At 42.9% G+C, this 16,871-nt stretch carries 21 protein-coding genes and 2 other RNA genes; 14 read left to right on the top strand and 9 right to left on the bottom strand.

The window, feature by feature from the left end:
* Positions 1-258: 258 nt before the first annotated feature.
* Together IE070_RS12910 and IE070_RS12905 are read right to left on the bottom strand one after the other, a co-directional pair.
* Positions 259-978 carry a DUF3581 family protein gene (locus IE070_RS12910; RefSeq protein ID WP_189483605.1) on the bottom strand — a complete coding sequence of 240 codons (720 nt, stop codon included), beginning with the start codon at positions 976-978 and terminating at the stop codon, positions 259-261.
* Positions 979-1,024: 46 nt separating this feature from the next.
* A complete protein-coding gene (locus tag IE070_RS12905) occupies positions 1,025-2,806 on the bottom strand; it encodes a GGDEF domain-containing protein (protein ID WP_189483604.1) in 1,782 nt (593 codons plus the stop codon).
* 236 nt (positions 2,807-3,042) lie between these two features.
* On the opposite strand from IE070_RS12905, the gene IE070_RS12900 reads away from it, so the two are divergent.
* Positions 3,043-3,483 (top strand): SulA-like leucine-rich domain-containing protein, encoded by a 441-nt coding sequence (locus tag IE070_RS12900; protein WP_189483603.1) that lies wholly within the window; start codon positions 3,043-3,045, stop codon positions 3,481-3,483.
* 200 nt (positions 3,484-3,683) lie between these two features.
* Positions 3,684-4,166, top strand: a complete 483-nt coding sequence (locus tag IE070_RS12895; protein WP_189483602.1) for a YchJ family protein — start codon at positions 3,684-3,686, stop codon at positions 4,164-4,166.
* Between the two features lie 11 nt (positions 4,167-4,177).
* Here IE070_RS12895 and IE070_RS12890 read toward each other — a convergent pair whose 3' ends face one another.
* Positions 4,178-4,654 (bottom strand): VC2046/SO_2500 family protein, encoded by a 477-nt coding sequence (locus IE070_RS12890; protein ID WP_189483601.1) that lies wholly within the window; start codon positions 4,652-4,654, stop codon positions 4,178-4,180.
* Positions 4,655-4,665: 11 nt separating this feature from the next.
* Entirely contained in the window at positions 4,666-4,803 is a 138-nt protein-coding gene (locus IE070_RS12885) for a hypothetical protein (protein ID WP_189483600.1), read from the bottom strand.
* Between the two features lie 4 nt (positions 4,804-4,807).
* On the opposite strand from IE070_RS12885, the gene IE070_RS12880 reads away from it, so the two are divergent.
* Positions 4,808-4,931, top strand: a non-coding RNA gene (locus IE070_RS12880) — RtT sRNA.
* A gap of 43 nt (positions 4,932-4,974) precedes the next feature.
* Positions 4,975-5,140, top strand: a non-coding RNA gene (locus tag IE070_RS12875) — RtT sRNA.
* Between the two features lie 169 nt (positions 5,141-5,309).
* Here IE070_RS12875 and deoC read toward each other — a convergent pair.
* Positions 5,310-6,041, bottom strand: coding sequence for a deoxyribose-phosphate aldolase (gene deoC / locus IE070_RS12870; RefSeq protein ID WP_189483599.1), 732 nt, complete (start codon positions 6,039-6,041; stop codon positions 5,310-5,312).
* A 393-nt stretch (positions 6,042-6,434) separates the two neighbouring features.
* On the bottom strand, positions 6,435-7,136 hold the full coding sequence (locus tag IE070_RS12865) for a M48 family metallopeptidase (protein WP_189483598.1): 702 nt from the start codon (positions 7,134-7,136) through the stop codon (positions 6,435-6,437).
* 79 nt (positions 7,137-7,215) lie between these two features.
* Between IE070_RS12865 and xthA the strand changes: the two genes are divergently transcribed.
* Positions 7,216-8,028 (top strand): exodeoxyribonuclease III, encoded by an 813-nt coding sequence (gene xthA, locus IE070_RS12860; RefSeq protein WP_189483597.1) that lies wholly within the window; start codon positions 7,216-7,218, stop codon positions 8,026-8,028.
* 113 nt (positions 8,029-8,141) lie between these two features.
* Here the strand turns inward: xthA and yfbV are convergent, their stop codons facing one another.
* The gene (yfbV, locus tag IE070_RS12855) at positions 8,142-8,582 is read right to left on the bottom strand and encodes a terminus macrodomain insulation protein YfbV (RefSeq protein ID WP_229797062.1); all 441 of its coding nucleotides are present in this window, start codon (positions 8,580-8,582) and stop codon (positions 8,142-8,144) included.
* Between the two features lie 593 nt (positions 8,583-9,175).
* Here yfbV and IE070_RS12850 point away from each other — a divergent pair.
* From IE070_RS12850 to IE070_RS12830, 5 genes are all read left to right on the top strand, one after another.
* Positions 9,176-9,691: a PTS glucose transporter subunit IIA gene (locus IE070_RS12850; RefSeq protein ID WP_229797061.1), complete on the top strand. Its 516-nt coding sequence runs from the start codon at positions 9,176-9,178 to the stop codon at positions 9,689-9,691.
* Positions 9,692-9,852: 161 nt separating this feature from the next.
* Positions 9,853-10,203, top strand: coding sequence for an ArsC family reductase (locus IE070_RS12845; protein WP_189483596.1), 351 nt, complete (start codon positions 9,853-9,855; stop codon positions 10,201-10,203).
* 14 nt (positions 10,204-10,217) lie between these two features.
* Positions 10,218-11,381: a succinyl-diaminopimelate desuccinylase gene (dapE, locus tag IE070_RS12840; RefSeq protein WP_189483595.1), complete on the top strand. Its 1,164-nt coding sequence runs from the start codon at positions 10,218-10,220 to the stop codon at positions 11,379-11,381.
* The gene (locus IE070_RS12835) at positions 11,381-12,064 is read left to right on the top strand and encodes a M15 family metallopeptidase (protein WP_189483594.1); all 684 of its coding nucleotides are present in this window, start codon (positions 11,381-11,383) and stop codon (positions 12,062-12,064) included. The genes dapE and IE070_RS12835 overlap by 1 nt, the downstream gene beginning before the upstream one ends.
* Before the next feature lie 3 nt (positions 12,065-12,067).
* Positions 12,068-12,298: a DUF2897 family protein gene (locus IE070_RS12830; protein WP_189483593.1), complete on the top strand. Its 231-nt coding sequence runs from the start codon at positions 12,068-12,070 to the stop codon at positions 12,296-12,298.
* Here the strand turns inward: IE070_RS12830 and yejK are convergent.
* Positions 12,258-13,295, bottom strand: coding sequence for a nucleoid-associated protein YejK (gene yejK / locus IE070_RS12825; RefSeq protein WP_189483592.1), 1,038 nt, complete (start codon positions 13,293-13,295; stop codon positions 12,258-12,260). The genes IE070_RS12830 and yejK overlap by 41 nt on opposite strands.
* 69 nt (positions 13,296-13,364) lie before the next feature.
* Between yejK and IE070_RS12820 the strand changes: the two genes are divergently transcribed.
* Together IE070_RS12820 and IE070_RS12815 are read left to right on the top strand one after the other, a co-directional pair.
* The gene (locus IE070_RS12820; RefSeq protein WP_189483591.1) at positions 13,365-13,589 is read left to right on the top strand and encodes a YejL family protein; all 225 of its coding nucleotides are present in this window, start codon (positions 13,365-13,367) and stop codon (positions 13,587-13,589) included.
* Positions 13,590-13,595: 6 nt separating this feature from the next.
* Positions 13,596-15,104 (top strand): DUF3413 domain-containing protein, encoded by a 1,509-nt coding sequence (locus IE070_RS12815; RefSeq protein ID WP_189483590.1) that lies wholly within the window; start codon positions 13,596-13,598, stop codon positions 15,102-15,104.
* A gap of 2 nt (positions 15,105-15,106) precedes the next feature.
* On the opposite strand, the gene IE070_RS12810 is transcribed toward IE070_RS12815, so the two are convergent.
* A complete protein-coding gene (locus tag IE070_RS12810; protein WP_189483589.1) occupies positions 15,107-15,397 on the bottom strand; it encodes a hypothetical protein in 291 nt (96 codons plus the stop codon).
* A gap of 184 nt (positions 15,398-15,581) precedes the next feature.
* On the opposite strand from IE070_RS12810, the gene IE070_RS12805 reads away from it, so the two are divergent.
* Together IE070_RS12805 and IE070_RS12800 are read left to right on the top strand one after the other, a co-directional pair.
* Complete coding sequence (locus IE070_RS12805; protein ID WP_189483588.1) at positions 15,582-15,800, top strand: DUF2061 domain-containing protein; 219 nt, start codon at positions 15,582-15,584, stop codon at positions 15,798-15,800.
* A 97-nt stretch (positions 15,801-15,897) separates the two neighbouring features.
* Entirely contained in the window at positions 15,898-16,746 is an 849-nt protein-coding gene (locus IE070_RS12800; protein WP_189483587.1) for a CvfB family protein, read from the top strand.
* Positions 16,747-16,871 lie beyond the last annotated feature (125 nt).

Here is a 16,871-nt window from a genome sequence, read left to right as displayed (position 1 = left end):
GAAATCATCATAAGTGCCCACACAGATAATTGATTGCTAATTGTTAAAGAGCGTGCTTCTTATCAGAAGCGAGGCTTTCACCTCAGTGTTCTTGCGAACCGTATTCTTTCAAACCTTGACTTCGTTGCCGTTGTCGCCGTCTGTGGATGCGCATTATAGGGAGTTTAAGAAAGCCTGCAAGCGATATTTTAAAATAAAATACCGTTCGGCGATTTTTTAACCCAAACGGCAGTTTATTGTTTATTTAATCGGCAAATATCAGATAAATGATTCGAAACAGCCTGCTGCAAGCTTACGATTATTGTACTCGGTGACCATTTTTTGCATCTGCTCTTCATCATAAGGCTGCAAATTACTTAAGATCATGCGTTTTTCGCCTTTGCCAATTTGCTTATCGTCTTCTGTCAAAATAAAACTAAGTGTGACATTGCCTCTTTTACCTTCTACATCCAGCTTACTTGCCGCTAAGCTTAGTTTAGGTTTGCTTGTTGGCAACTGGTCAAAAGACAATGTCATGCTCTCATATATTACTAGAGGACGCTGTGGATGAATCATCACGCCCTGCTCTGCCATAAGCGGCTGCAGAATATGTGGGAAATTTTGACCTGAGAATTGTACGTAATCCTGAAACAGCGGTTCAATAACATGTAAGTCATGGCTATGTTCGCCGGAGAAATTGATGCTGAGATACACTTTACCTTGCTCATCACAAACTTGGATAAGACCTTCCTCTAACTTACAATGCAACAGCACATCAGCACTTACCATGCCTGAAAACTGACAGCTTAACTGCTGACTGACACCATAACGCGTTAATAAATAGCTAAACAGCAAATCACCAGGCACACAAAACCGTTTTGCATCCACGTCGTGAATAGGGTTGAAATCCCCCGCTACCTGCTTTGCAAACGTACATGAGTGTTGGCGACTGAAACTGAAAGCGTCACCATGGCGACTAACAAAAGCATCTAACAACATTAACTATTCACTCTATTATTCTTTTAGGCTGATATTCTAGCCGAAATCAGGCGACAGATGGTCTAGCCAGTGGCGTACTGTGGTGACTGTCTGGCCCACGACGTCGTGACACGAATAATGCATTACCGCCAAGTCGTTTAGCTTCGAATTTTGCCGCAGTCGATAAAGCGGCTACATCATGATGGCTATGACAATGCTTTGCATCTGGTAAAGCAATACCAATAGCAAGCGACAATAAAGGGTAAAAGCATGTGTCTCCGGTACGACTTAATGCAGTAATACCACCTTTTTGTACATCGTCATAGGCGTAGTAAGCAGGAATTTTTGCCGCAAACATATCAAGAATGTGTTGGCAAAGGGATTCAATTTGCTCCGACGGGGAAATGACCACAAAATCATCACCTCCAATATGCCCTATAAAGCATTCACAAGCCGCAGCTTGTTGCTGAATGATCTCCGCGAGTAATTGCAACACGGTATCCCCTTTACTGTAACCATAAATGTCATTAAAGGGTTTGAAATGGTTTAAGTCTAAATACGCTACAGCAAAATCGGCTTTTTGATTTAATAATCTATCGATTTCTCGATAGATGGGGACATTACCTGGTAAAAATGTGAGGGGATTGGCATAACGTGCATGCTGCAATTTATGCTCACTCACTTTCTTTAATAATTGACGAACGGAACCAAGGCCTAAATATTCCCCTTTACGGCATATGATGAAAAACCAACTGCCGGTATGATGATCGTCCTCAGCGACAATTTGACTAACATCATCTAGCGAACTATCCGCTTCAACCATGACCACGTTTTTATTCATGATCTGTCCAACCGTTTTTTTGGCATGTAAAGCACGACCATAAGGTTGAGCAAATAGAGCTTGTAATTCGTCGCGACAAATTAATCCCAGCGGGATCTTTTGATTAATCACAGCCATGCTGTGTAAAGAAGGAGTGGAACGAAATAACTCGAATACGTCACTTGCCAGCATATTAAGTGGTACTGTTGGCACCGCTTGCACTAATTGCTCGATATGATCCTGTCCTGCTAACGTAGGCAATGACGAAGCAAACCAATGTTTGGCATGAACAGCCTTAAAGCCAATTTGCGGGCGACCCAATAAATAACCCTGTGCTAAATCTGCGCCTAATTCCCGACACATCATTAACTCTTCCTGCGTTTCAATGCCTTCTGCAACAATTAATGCGCCTGTTGCTTTGGCTAAACGAATGATATTTTGCACAAACGCTTTTTTAGTCGGATCGCGATGAACATCACTGATAAAATAACGATCTATCTTTACGATGTCAGGTTCTAACTCTGACCATAATTTTAAACCAGAAAAGCCGCTGCCTAAATCATCAATCGCAATTAAGAAGCCCAGTTCCCGATAATGATGAACGGCTTTCACCAACAGCGTGGCATCTTCAACTTGGTATTGTTCAGAAATCTCAATGACGACACGCGCCGGATCTAAACCGGCTTGCTGAAGCATAGTTTTAGTTAAGCCACTTGGGTGATCTGCTGTTAATAACAATAATGGATTAACGTTTAAAAAAAGTTTGCCTGCAATACCTGCGTTAGCAAAAGCTTGGATGCTTAATTCACGACAGAGCATTTCTAACTGCTCGAGCGCTTTACAGGCCAACGCTGTTTTAAAAAGTTGCAAAGGTGAATGCAAAGGGCTGTCAGAAGGACCACGAATTAGGGCTTCAAACCCAATCACTTTAGCATCACTTAACGATATGATCGGTTGAAATAACGGCTGCAAGTTGCGTTTTTGCAGGATGTGCTGTAACTCAATACAGGAAGTGTCTGAAATAGCCATTTGCTAGTGTCCAAGTTTATTACTGCAAGAGCATAAGACAACTCTGTGACACTTACATGACTTATTAACTATCCCCTTATGCCTACGACGTCAACGTTAAAATGGCTGCAAAATAAATAATACAAAGACTAAAAGTGCTTGCTTTTTACCCAAAGTCAAACTACTGTATATATCAACAGCCTGTATTTATACACACATCTAATTTAACGCACTGTAATCAACATCTAGGTAAGCGTATGCACACAATACACAACGTTATAGGCGCTAATCAACTTGCGCAACAAGCACAGCATAATAATGCAAATATGATCATCGCCCCGCTAAACTCGCCGTTACAAGCGATGCAGCAAGCTCAAGCAGAATTACAATTATTAAAACTCGTCCACCTGCATGTTGAAACGCCAGGCTGGATTTTAGTCGTAGCGCCAACCATTAAACCCAGTAAAGCATTCTGGGAGGCATGCCAACTGCCGTTAAATAAGATACTTTTTATCCATCCCAAGCAGATAAAAGATATCAATACGACACTCAGTAAAGCGGTACAAAGCCTTACTTGCACCGTCGTAATCAATTTTGCACCCATCAGTGAAAGTGAATGTGCAACAATAATGACATTGGCAAAAAAACAAGAATGCCGTTTTTACGGTTTACACCATACACCACAAGCTAAGCATTAATAAAACACGCTAATAAGCTAAGTTAACGGATCATCTTTATATAAGTAGTCACAACGCTCACGCCAATAAGCGTATTGTTGCAAACGGTCTACCACGTTAAAATGTGTTTTAACGTCAGATGTTGCCGGACCAAACGTTATTTCGTTGTGTTATGTCTAGTGTTTTATGTGTAATAAATACTTATAAGGTGAATATACCCCATGCAGTGTTATTGTTGTTCTGGCAAAACGTTTGCGGCATGTTGCGAACCTTATTTGTTGCACAAAGCGCTACCTCGCAGTTGTGAAGCGTTAATGCGTTCACGTTACAGTGCCTATTGTCTTGGTGATAGTTGTTATCTGATAGCCACACTTGCGCCTGCTCAACGAAAAGAAGATTGCGAAGAAAATATAATGGCGTTTGCCAAAAGCGTACATTTTTATCAGCTATCAATTAGCTTGGCGGAACAACAAGAAACCGAGGGGAAAGTAAAATTTACGGCCAATTTTATCTATGATCAAAAGCAGGATCATATAACTGAATTATCTCATTTTATTTATCTTGATCGTTGGTACTATCAGAGTGGTACGTTAGACAGCACCATCGCGGTAAAAATTGGTAGAAACGATCCTTGCCCATGTCAAAGCGGAAAAAAGTTTAAGCATTGTACCTCGCACAAAACGAGCGGACAAACCTCTGTCTAGACGCCATATCCTTAATTAACCTGTTCTGGCTCATGTAACTGCTGCAGTATTTCAAATAATCCAGTTTCATCAACAGGCGTTTTGCTAGGCAATATGCCGTTTAAATGCCTTCTGGTATGGCTATCTAAATTAGCATAAACATCGCCGTCTATTTTTTTTGGGTTATTTTGTCTCACCCATGGCGCAGGATTAAGCGCATATTCTAATTTGAGTTGCGCTAAACTGATCAAAACAGCCTCACTGTGGTTACGCATCAAACGCGTATCATTTTCTTGCCACGCGAAATCCCTGTTTGGCCTAACCGATAGTTGCTGATAAAGATCATGTTGCGGCTGATGCTGCGCGGGTTCTGGCGTAAAAAAAGCAGCCATTTCGTTGACAGCAGGTGAGAGTACCGCAAGCCATAAAGCAAAGTCAGCGCGATGCTGATTCTGTAAGGCTCGATTTAATTTAGTGTCTAATTGCCACTCGTTAATAATTGGCTGCATTTTTAATACATTTAACCACGACTGCTTGCTTTATCGGCAATCAGTAAAAAAACTTTAGCAAAGCGCTTTACATCAAAACTCAATTTGATAATATGCGCCTGCACTTGTGGATCCTTTTCTGCGTTCAAATCTATATAATTCTCACTCATTATGAAAAATACCCGTTGGGGAAGGTGAGAACCTTCGTCAGGTTCGACAATGCGAAGCATTGAACAGCGACACTTGTGGCGCTGGCCTGCAAGGCGAAGCGTAGCGAGTAATCCTTCCCCCTCCACCATTCCTTTTCTGCGTTCAAATCTATTTAATTCTCACTCATTATGAAAAATACCCGTTGGGGAAGGTGAGAACCTTCGTCAGGTTCGACAATGCGAAGCATTGAACAGCGACACTTGTGGCGCTGGCCTGCAAGGCGAAGCATTGAACAGCGACACTTGTGGCGCTGGCCTGCAAGGCGAAGCGTAGCGAGTAATCCTTCCCCCTCCACCATTTCTTTTCTGCGTTTAAATCTATTTAATTCTCACTCATTATGAAAAATACCCGTTGGGGAAGGTGAGAACCTTCGTCAGGTTCGACAATGCGAAGCATTGAACAGCGACTAAAAAAGCAAAAGCCAGCACTATGCTGGCCTGCTTTAACAATAATCGCCAAATGATTATTACAACGATAATTCTTGAACGAGTTCATTAAGCAACGCACTGGCGCCAATACGCAAGCTTTTTGCATCAGCGTTTTGCCCCGTAATCTGCTCAAACATCTCCAAAATTGCCAGAGCTTGCTCAATCGTTTTAAGACCACCGGAGGCTTTAAAGCCAACGATACGATCAGCTGCGGCAATACTGGTTAAAATAATACGCGCGGCTTCTAACGTGACGCCTACAGGAACCTTACCCGTTGACGTTTTTACAAAATCGGCACCACTGGCAATTACTAACTCTGTCGCTTTAGTAATTTGTTGCGCGGTAACCAACTCTCCTGACTCAATAATCACTTTTAAACAATGTTCACCACATGCTGCCCGCACTGCCGTTAAAAAAGCCAATACGGCCTTTTCATCACCTTTAAGCAATGTATTGTAGGGCATAACACAATCAATCTCTGTCGCACCTAAGGCTAACGCCTTTGCTACATCAGATAGCACACGTTCTATTGGCTGATCACCCTCTGGGAAATTCACTACAGTTGCCAACGCTGCAGTAGGCATGCTGCTTTTTGCAAATGCCGCTGTCGTTTGTAAAAATTGCGGATAAACACAAAAGGCGGCAATGGCCACTGGTGGCTGAGGCAACGAGGTTAACCAATCTTGAACATCCTGCGGTTCATCAGTTTCATTTAAACGGGTTACATCTAATAAAGTGACTAACTGCTGTAAACGTAACGAACTCGTCATAGTCGGGTACTCTGTCAATGTCTAAAAATGGTAGGGGTTAATGTCTTTATTTTTATCGCTGTGAGGGCTATCGCCTCGTAAAATCTTTACATTCTTATCTGTGTCGTAAGTATAAAATACTGCTAAATTTGCTGCTCGCGATATCTCGCGGAATGCAAAAACATGTTACCAGCAAAGCTGATTGGGCAAGAGAGTAAACTATTATCAAGAGTAGATGCAAAAAATTTCAATGGCGGGAATTTTTTTTAAACACTGTAGTCTTACTACATGAAAAGAGTGTTTCAATGTTTAGGTAACTATTCCCTCGTTAACTATCCCCTCCCTTGAAAGATGTCCTTTGATGCCGACCTTCGGGTCGGTTTTTTTATTACTGCTTATTAATTGTTTTTATTCTTACATTAACTCGTGTTGATGCTGCTTTAACCAACTTTGCGCCGCGGCGACATCTGAATAAAACTGTGAAACAAGTTGCCAGAAGTGTGCAGAGTGATTCAAATACTGAAGATGCGCTAATTCATGAATAACGACATATTCCAACACCCAATCAGGCGCTTGCATTAAACGCCAATTAAAGCCAAGCACCCCCTGACTATCGCAATAGCCCCAGCGCCTTTTCCAATTGCCAATTCGTATTGAGGAAGGAAACACCCCCATGCGAATGGACTGTTGCTCAACTACCGTCGCCAACACGTTTTGTGCTTGTAAGGTGAAGAAACGTTGTAATTCACGCTGGATATAGCGCTCGCGTTGTATAACAGCTATCCGCGAGGGAATGGTGAGTTGCAACGCCTGCTTACTTAGCAGCACAGTTCCCCCCGTAGCAAGGGTCCAGTTAAAAGCCAAACGCTTACCATTTACTAAGATGCTGCTGCGTTCAAGCCAACTTAAAACAGGTTGAGATCTCCCGCTTTGGAGGTGTTTCAGCACCCAAGCCTGTTTTTCTTCCAACAGGCGTTTTATGTACTGCGATGACGTGCCCGTGGGTGCTCTTACTTTCAGTTGGCCTTGTACAATAGCCAATTGTATAGAACGACGCCTTGTACTAAATATTAACTCATATTGAAACGGTAACGTATTAGCTACAGCATCTGTCACCCTACCTGCTCCTATTTCGCACTGCTGAGTATTACATGTTATGATCGTAAAAATACGTAGAGTAAGATTTGGATCAACTATGAAAATTATTTCGTTTAATATTAATGGTATTCGCGCACGTTTGCATCAGCTTCAAGCGCTTATTGACAAACATCAGCCTGACATTATCGGCTTACAAGAAATCAAAGTGCAAGACAGTGAGTTTCCTCTCGCAGAAGTGCAAGCCATGGGATATCACGTTTACCATTTTGGACAAAAAGGCCACTATGGTGTGGCGATTTTAAGTAAAGCAGAAGCGATCACGATGCAATATGGTTTTCCTAGTGACGCAGAGGATGCGCAACGGCGTATGCTGATTGGTCAGTTTAGTGTTGCCAATAATAAAACACTGACCGTGTTAAATGGGTATTTTCCCCAGGGTGAAAATCGTGATCATCCCATTAAATTTCCAGCAAAAACACAATTTTATGCCGATTTACAACATTATCTGACCCATCATCATAATAGCAGCACCGATTATCTTGCGGTGATAGGCGATATTAATATTTCGCCTATCGATTTAGATATTGGCATAGGTGACGCCAACGCCAAACGTTGGTTGCGTGAGGGGAAAACCTCATTTTTACCCGAAGAACGTGCTTGGCTACAACAGCTAAAAGATTGGGGGTTAGTAGATACCTTTCGCACCTTATTTCCAGATACTACTGGCCAATATAGTTGGTTTGACTACCGCTCAAAAGGGTTCGATGACAACCGTGGTCTAAGAATTGATGTGGTTATGGCAACACCTCCCTTGGCCGGCTTATGTACAGAAGCGGGTATTGATTATGAATTAAGAGGCTTAGAACGTCCCTCTGATCATGCACCTGTTTGGTCGGTATTTACCCTCTAAACATTCGCCAGCACGTCTCATCATTAAAAGCATGCTTAACCATCAGCATGCTTAACCAAATGTATGACGAATCAGTCTATTATCTATCACCAGTATACTAAAACAGCGACATACTAAAACCAGCGACGCATCACGGTATTGTTTAGTTGCTGGTATGCTTGCTGTAACAGCTTGGCCAGATCAAAATAGCTTTTGGGTATTCCTGGCAGCATTTCAGTCTTGCCGTGTTTTTGGATTTGCTCACGTATCTCGTTGCCCCAGTTAATTAACGCGGGAGGCAGATCGCTATTTGCACGCACGCCAAGCCAGTACCAGCCTTGCAATGGCATAGTGGCAATAAATAACATCATGGCCACTATTTGACCTAAGAATGCGGCTCCAAGCAATTGGTATTGTACGACCGCCGTGATAAACGCTAAAAGTGGCAAATAACGCGCAGCAAAGTGCGTTAATAAAATAATGCGATTTTCAGGGAAAATAGCATTTAGTTCAGGTTTAGTTGGCCAAACCCGGCCATAACGTATGCCAGTACCAATATATTTAAAAAGTTTCACGGGTATGACTCCTACTGCTAGCAAACGTGACAAAACCGCTGTTAACCTACTATGTACTTTAGCACAACTTTGATAGCTACCGCGGCATTATTACTCGGCTTGATTACTGTGACGCTCAATAATTAACCAGCACAAAAAAACCAATACGCTTTAGAAAAGTCGCTCTTTTGCAATACTTGAAGCATAACTCTTGGGAGTTAAAACAAACAATATTCATGCCATCGTTTTATAGTGAATGACTTCATGATCATACATAGATAATCGCACCTTACCAACAAGGTTATCCACAGAATCTGTGGACAACAATCCACGGCTTAATTTGCCGCTTCCAAAACATCCACCACAATAAAAGTACATGAAAAAAACGCTTTGCCCTCATAAACACAAACTAACGGCGAAAACACCAGCATATATTCTGGGATTGAGCGTGATACCTGTTATAAAGGTACAACGTCTTAAACACGATTCTCTTTTTATAAACGTTTCTCTGCTTTTGAACCTATCGAGCAAACGTTCTATTACGGATTAAAATGAGCTGATCTAGTTCAAGCTTTCCGTTATCATCAGAAAGTCTATGAATAGAGGAAGGCTTCGTGTTGCAAACGGCAATCATTTGGCAGCAAGACTGGAAAAACATGCAAGGCTTAGTGATTAAAAGCCCATTTACTGGTCTGGTGATGCCGGCCAATAAACACCCTGAGCCCCTATACCAGCAGGATATTTTACCTAACAGTCTATGTGCAAAATTAGAACATGGCTTAATTATCGCGCCTTTTAATACCATGTTAAGCACCTCACGAGATCTAGGCCGTAGGTTAAGTTTAATGCACAGCTCAGGGCTAATTTTAATCATTGACTTACCTGTTTCAATACGTAAGCTTCAGGGTAAAGGATTACATTGGTTAAGCAAATCGGGTCAAAAAATAGCAGCCGGCAGCCCTTTACTACAGCTAGATTTACCCTTTTTACAGCTTAATATAGGTGAAATTTTCTGTGTGGCCTCATTGCGAGTCCCGACTAAATTCAACACGCTTTATAGCAAACAAGCGCATGTTCAGGCGAATCAAGATCCGTTGTTTGTGTTACCAATACATCAAGAGCAGTCTTAAATTAGCGGTGTAACTGCTTTGCAACCTAATTCCTGCTTTAGATAAGTTGGATCTAGGGCCATGAGCTTGATAAAGTATCTCAACACTATCGGCAACCCTATCCGCCTCGCTAAATAGCAGGGCAGTACAGATAATATTTAGAGAGTAACAGAAGACATAATATGATAATGCTTTATGGGATTAAAAATTGCGACACCATTAAAAAAGCACAGCGCTTTTTAGAACATCTGACACTGCCGTATCAGTTTCATGATTATCGCGTAGATGGCCTTAGTGCATCGCTGTTAGAGCAATTCGCTGATCAACTGGACTGGCAACAGCTTTTAAATACGCGTGGTACAACATGGCGTCAAATATCAGAAGAGCAGAAAAAAGATCTGGATCGTCCCAAAGCACTGGCATTAATGTTGGCTCAACCGGCACTGATTAAACGACCGGTACTGGTCAATGGTGAGCAATATATATTAGGCTTTTCAGAAGCGTCGTATCAACAGCTTAAAACATCAGCATAATTGAGCAGTAAAGCATGACTACATTACATCACCCAGAACACAATGCCACTCTCGCGTTAACGATGGCACTTATTGAAAAACCCTCCGTGACGCCCGACGATGCAGGTTGCCAGCAATTGATGGCTGAGCGTTTAGCGAAAATTGGCTTTGCCATTGAAATGATGCCTTTTCACGATACGCTTAATATGTGGGCCAGACACGGTCAAGGTAAACCGCTTTTTTGCTTTGCAGGGCACACTGATGTGGTACCCAGCGGCCCAGCTGAACAATGGCATACGCCTCCATTTACCCCCACTATTATTGGCGACATGCTTTACGGACGGGGCGCAGCAGACATGAAAGGCAGTTTAGCGGCGATGATCGTTGCTACTGAACGTTTTATTGCATTGCACCCAGAGCCAGCATTTAATCTCGCGTTTTTAATCACCAGTGATGAAGAAGGTCCCTTTATTAACGGTACCCCAAAAGTTATTGAAACATTAGAGGCGCGCCAAGAAAAAATTCGATGGTGCTTGGTAGGTGAACCCTCGAGTGGCAAACAACTCGGTGATGTCATTAAAAACGGTCGCCGCGGTTCATTGACGGGGCATCTTAAGGTAAAAGGAATACAAGGTCATGTTGCCTATCCTCATTTAGCCGATAATCCTGTGCATAAAGCCGCGCCTGCCCTCGCGGAACTTGCAACAACAGTATGGGATAACGGCAATGCGTTTTTTCCAGCAACCAGCTTTCAAATCGCCAATATCAAGGCCGGCACCGGCGCCTCAAACGTTATCCCAGGCGAGCTAAATGTTATGTTTAACTTCCGCTACAGTACTGAGCTTACCGCCCAACAATTAGAGCAACGTACCTGCGCTATTTTGGATAAACATCATCTTGATTACGCGATTGAATGGACCTACAACGGGCTACCCTTTTTGACAGCGGCTGGCGATTTAGTTGAGGCTACGGTAAACGCCATCACGCATGTGCAAGGCATTACACCGCAGTTAGAAACCACAGGCGGCACGTCAGATGGTCGTTTTATTGCCCCAACCGGCGCTCAGGTGATAGAACTAGGCCCCTGCAATGCCACTATCCATAAAATTAATGAATGCGTCGCCATTGCAGAATTAACACAATTGACGGACGTTTATTCAGCGTTGCTGCTAAACTTACAACATAAATTGAGTGCGTAATGGCATTTACACCGACCGCGCAATTCCTCACGGGTCAAGACAGCAGTTCGATGCAATGGATTGATCAACATCATCAATTGCATCAACAGGTTGTCCCAGCATATCAACGTTTGGTAAGCGCAATGGCTGCCGATGGCATAAGGTTAAAAGTGGTATCGTCTTGGCGTAGTTTCGAGCGCCAAGCCCGCATTTGGCAAGCTAAATGTGAGGGACGCCGTCCAGTATATAATGCCTTACAACAAGCACTAAATATCACTCAGTTGACTGGCCTTGCCAAACTCGAGGCCATTATGTTGTACTCCGCTTTACCCGGTGCGAGTCGACACCACTGGGGCACTGAGCTTGATGTTTATGATGCTGCAGCCGTTACAGCCGATTACGAGCCGCAGCTTGCCCCCGCAGAATATGCCCAAGGCGGACCTTTCCATCAGCTAAGTTGTTGGCTCCAAGAGCACGCCGCACAGTACGATTTCTTTTTACCCTATCAACATTACCAAGGCGGCGTTGCAGCAGAGCCATGGCATATCAGCTACAAACCACTTGCCAAAGAATGCCAAGCGGCTTTCAGCTTACCCATGTTGCAGCGCATTCTGCAAACTACTCCTATTGCTGAACAAGAGCAGGTCTTGCTCCATCTGCCACAGCTGTTCGAGCGGTACATTACTAACATTTATCATGAATAATCTATGAACTGGCCACTTTTTTGGGCGTTAACGCTAACATTTGGCTTTATTGTCGGCAATATTATGTTAGTGAAACATTCCGCCAAACAGCGCATGCCCAGTTTAAAGGATCATCAGCAAACTGCTGATGTCGGCCCACAACCATCCCCTACTAAGCTGATGGCTGCTGACACGCTAAATGACAAGGCAAAAATCACTCCGCCGCGTGATCAAACGCCGAATACCCCTGAGTAAAACGCTGTAGCTGATCACGTAAATTCGGTGGCGTACCTTTAATCACTAAGGTGTCTGTTTTAACATCATACTGTACACGTTCACCTAATAGTTTCTCATCAAAACTCAATGACAATCCACCCCCTGCGCCATTAAACTTTACCAACTTTTTAAGCTCTTTTACTTCCACCGGAAACTGTGCTGCCACGTCGAGTTGTTGCTCGGCACAATAATGCAAAAAACCATTTTCTTGTTCGGGATCGAGTACCGCAGATAACTCAGCTAACACCACTTCTTGCCCAGCTTTTGCTCGCTCTTCACAATAATCAAACACCTGACGACGTGCCGAGGTTTTTTCTTCGCCAGCAAACTCTGCAGCTCCCATATATTCCTCTACCGACGCTAAAACCTTGAGGCTATTTGCTCGCGCATCGGCACCTTCTTCACATCCTAAAAAATCTAGGAAAAAATCAGCAACTTTTCGTCCCGCCCGTCCACGGATAAAACTAATGTAGTTACCTTTGTCAGCATTAACATCCAATTCAGTTAGGTCAAAACGCGCCGCTAATTGCATACGACCGATATCTAAATGACGCGACGCGGCTAGCTCTAACTGCTCAGACAATTCGAAGTGATCTTTACTGCCCAGCAAACACACTAACAAATATTCGCTGGCCAAATACTGATAATGCGCTAACAGTAAATAGCCTGTTTCTGGCAATTGATGCTGACTTAACTCCACCACTAATGCATCGGTGGTCGCTTTAGCAAACCCCAAGAAATCAGTCTGCGAACGCTTCCAATCGGTTAACGCGTGGAATACCCGCGTAGATTTATCGTGATTAAAACGTGCATACCCCTTAGCAGGTTTACCGTTATAGGCTAAGTGAAGCTGCTCAACTAAATTGGCCACAGCATGACTATTACCAATCAAAGCCTCGCGATAATGCGCCTGATGTTCCCCACTATCGGTCAACGCAATAAAATTAATCGCCAAGTGCTGCATATCTACCGACATAAGTTTTCCTGTTTTTTCTGAATTCTGTTACTATTCTATCTGTTTAAGTTATGTTTATCTGAGTAATCCATGCCCATTATATCAAAATATTCTACTGACCAGATTGAAACCCTGGTAAATCAGCTACTCGAAACCTTACACGACAAAAAAGCGACCACAGAGCTTAGTTTAATGTGTTTAGGTAACGCCGTCAGCCATGTTATCAATACCTCAGTGCCCGCTGCGCAGCGCGAGGCTGTTGCTAGTTCGTTTAATCAGGCATTAAGTGATGCCGTTTCACAACGTCGCAATTAGTCTGCAATGGTGTTAGAACAAAACCTCTCTTTAGTCAAAAAAGTAAACCGGTTACTAAACTGGGGACATTGGTTTAGCTTTTTTAATATTTTACTCGCCTTGGTAATAACAGCGATGTTTTGGTGGTCAGAACCCCTGCCACAAACCGCATTAGGCTGGATTTATTTAGGACTAAATTGGTTGGGGCATACTGCATTTATTTGCTTTATGTTTTTTATTCTCACCATTTTCCCTCTTTCGTTGATTTTTCCTTATCAGCGACACATTCGAGGCTTAGCCGCTGCGTTAGCCAGTTTGGGACTGGTGGTGTTACTATTTGATGCTTATGTGTATAGCCAACTTGGTTATCACATCGGCAGCGCGTCATTAGATCAAACCATCGATTTATTGCGACAGCAGGTTGTTACCAATCTTAGAAATTTTATTTTAATTGTCTTAGTCGTTGGCGGGTTTTTATTCGCACTAGAACTGTATATCAGTAATTTTTGTTGGAAAAAAATTACGCGTTTAAGCCAATCAGGGTTAGGCAATCCCGCTTTAGCTGTGTTTTTCGGCAGTTTTATGGCAAGCCATATTATGCATATTTATGCGGATGCAACCTTAAATTGGGATATTACTCGACAAGATAATATTCTGCCCTTTTCTTATCCAGCTACAGCAAAGAGCTTACTAGCGCGGTATAAACTGGTTGATCTTACAGAACGAGCACAACGTCAAGCTGATCGACTCAATTTAAACGCGCTTTATCCTAGCGATAATCAGCTAAGCTGTAATTTGCCCATGCAAGGCTCGACGCTGATCCTTCTCACCGATGCCCTGAATAGCACGCAAACCCAATTTCTCCGTGAACAGCAATTACGCCCACATGAACCGCATTTTGTTCCAAACAATATGCCTGAAGCATTATTAAATGTACTTTACGGTCAGTTCATGGCCGAACAAAAAAATCGTCAGGCCTTGCAAGCAGCTCCCGGCTGGCTAGCGCAGATCCCGGCGGATCGTCTTACCATAGTCAATCGGAACGCCACGTTAAACGAGGTGTTGCCATGGGCGACTACAACGTTATCGGCAAGCCCATTCGCCATAGTGTTTGATGCAGATCCACAACAAAACTGGCAAGATTATCAAGATTTTTCCCAGATCGTTGTCGTCCCGTTACAAGGTCAAAATGCGCGTTTTCAATTAGCTCCAGAGGCGTTATTAATCAAGTGGCCATCATTATTTACAACGCTAAAGCAACACAGCAGCCAGCATCTCGATCTTTTACCAACCTTATTACATGCGGCAGGCTGTCAGGTACAAGGTCAATGGCTTGGCGATAATCTGTTTAGTCCAAGCTCACTGCCAAAGTTAAATATCAGTCAGCAAGACATTATTAGTATTCGTAAAGATAAAATGATGATACTCCGACAAGACGGCAGCTCTGGCGTATGGTCAGCGGGTACATTAGTGCCACTTAACGAAAGCTTGGATGTGCCGATGCTTATTGATGCATTAAAACGGCTTGAAGAATAAGGCTATTGCAATTGCTTTGGGCCTTTTAGCCGTGGACGTTTGCCAGCTAACTCCAACTCTGCTAAGTGAAATAAATTAGTAAAAACAATGGGCGGCGCTGGCTCACCAAAACACTCAATAAAAGCTAGCTCCGCTTCTTTAACCACCTGCTGACATAATTGATCATATCGACTATAACCATCATAGCTGTATGGCTCATCTAATTCTGACAATGCTAATTCCCGTTGTCGCCGCATAAAATAATTCATCAGAAATTCGTACTGTTTGATATCTAACCACTCACGGCAATCCATGAACACACCTCAGCTACTGGATAGTTATATGTTTTTCTTACTTGGCAAAAGTATACGTGAGTTAAGCGTGAAGCGATGACTTTTACATATCAAAATAATTGATTAAGGCAATTGCTAATATTCACTTTAATTAATAATGAGAACCGCTATCATTACCTCTAAGCGTCAAACGAGGAGCCGCATCATGATTAAAACATTTACCTTCGCCATTATGCATTTTAGCGTTGCTTTTGGTGTCACTTATTTAATTACCGGCGATCTGGTATTGGGTGGTTTAGTGGCTGTTATAGAACCTGCAGTTAATACCGTAGGCTATTTTTTCCACGAAAAAATCTGGAAGCGATTTGATAACAAAGGCGTCTCAGCGACGCCAATCCTAACCAAAGGCTTTCTTAAGCTATAATGCATTTGGTAATGCCCAACCAAGTAAAATAAGCTCAGCATACAAGACTAAAAACCGTTACAATACGCCCCTAACAGATTGAAATTAAGAGGCGAAGATGATTGCACTGGGTACCCTAAATACATTAACCGTAAAAAAACAGGTAAAATTTGGCTTCTACCTGGACGGTTTAAGCTGGGGTGAGATCCTACTGCCCAACAACGTCGCGCCTGCTGATCTGCAAATTGGCCAAGATATTTCGGTATTTTTATACCTCGACTCGGAAGATCAACTTATCGCCACCACGGAACGCCCGCGTATCATGGTGGGACAAGTTGCCTCGCTCCCGGTTGTTGCCATTACTAAAGTTGGCGCCTTTTTAAACTGGGGGCTAAAAAAAGATTTATTGGTGCCCTTCAGTGAACAGCAAATTCCGCTAAAAGAAGGCCAGCATTATTTGGTTTACTGCTATGTTGATTTAAGTAATCGCATCGTTGCCTCGACTAAACTGGATCGTCATTTACACAAAACCCCTGCGTCTTATCAACTAGGCGATAAAGTATCAATCATCGTCAGTGATCAAACCGATCTGGGTTACAAAGTAATTATTGAACAACAACACTGGGGAGTGTTGTATAAAAATGAAGTGTTCAAGCCACTACGTCGCGGTGATAAGTTAACTGCCTATGTTATGAAAGTCCGGGACGATGGAAAAATTGACTTACGTCTTGTCAGCACAACGCACAAACAAGCCCAAGAGCTTACCGACAATATTCTACATCGCTTGCGGAAGAATGGTGGCAAGCTAGCTCTCACCGACAAAAGTTCACCAGAAGAAGTTTATGCGGCTTTTGGTGTAAGCAAGAAAGCGTTTAAACAAGCGGTTGGAGCATTATACAAAGATAAAAAAATTGTTCTAACAGAACAAGGGCTGATTCTGGTTCCAGAAACAACACCAGACGCGTAACGCACGTCTGAGGCTAAAAATAATCTCGCTTCCGCCGTTTTCTGTTGCCATAACATCCTAACAACACTGCCATTAACTTAACCATAAACAACTCGGCCAGCATAGAAGCTGGCCGAGTGTAGCAA

Origin of the sequence: Alishewanella tabrizica (assembly GCF_014652375.1) — a bacterium.
Lineage (GTDB): Bacteria > Pseudomonadota > Gammaproteobacteria > Enterobacterales > Alteromonadaceae > Alishewanella > Alishewanella tabrizica.
The sequence above is the reverse complement of the archived record's forward strand: the minus strand, read 5'-3'. Positions and strand labels throughout refer to the sequence as shown.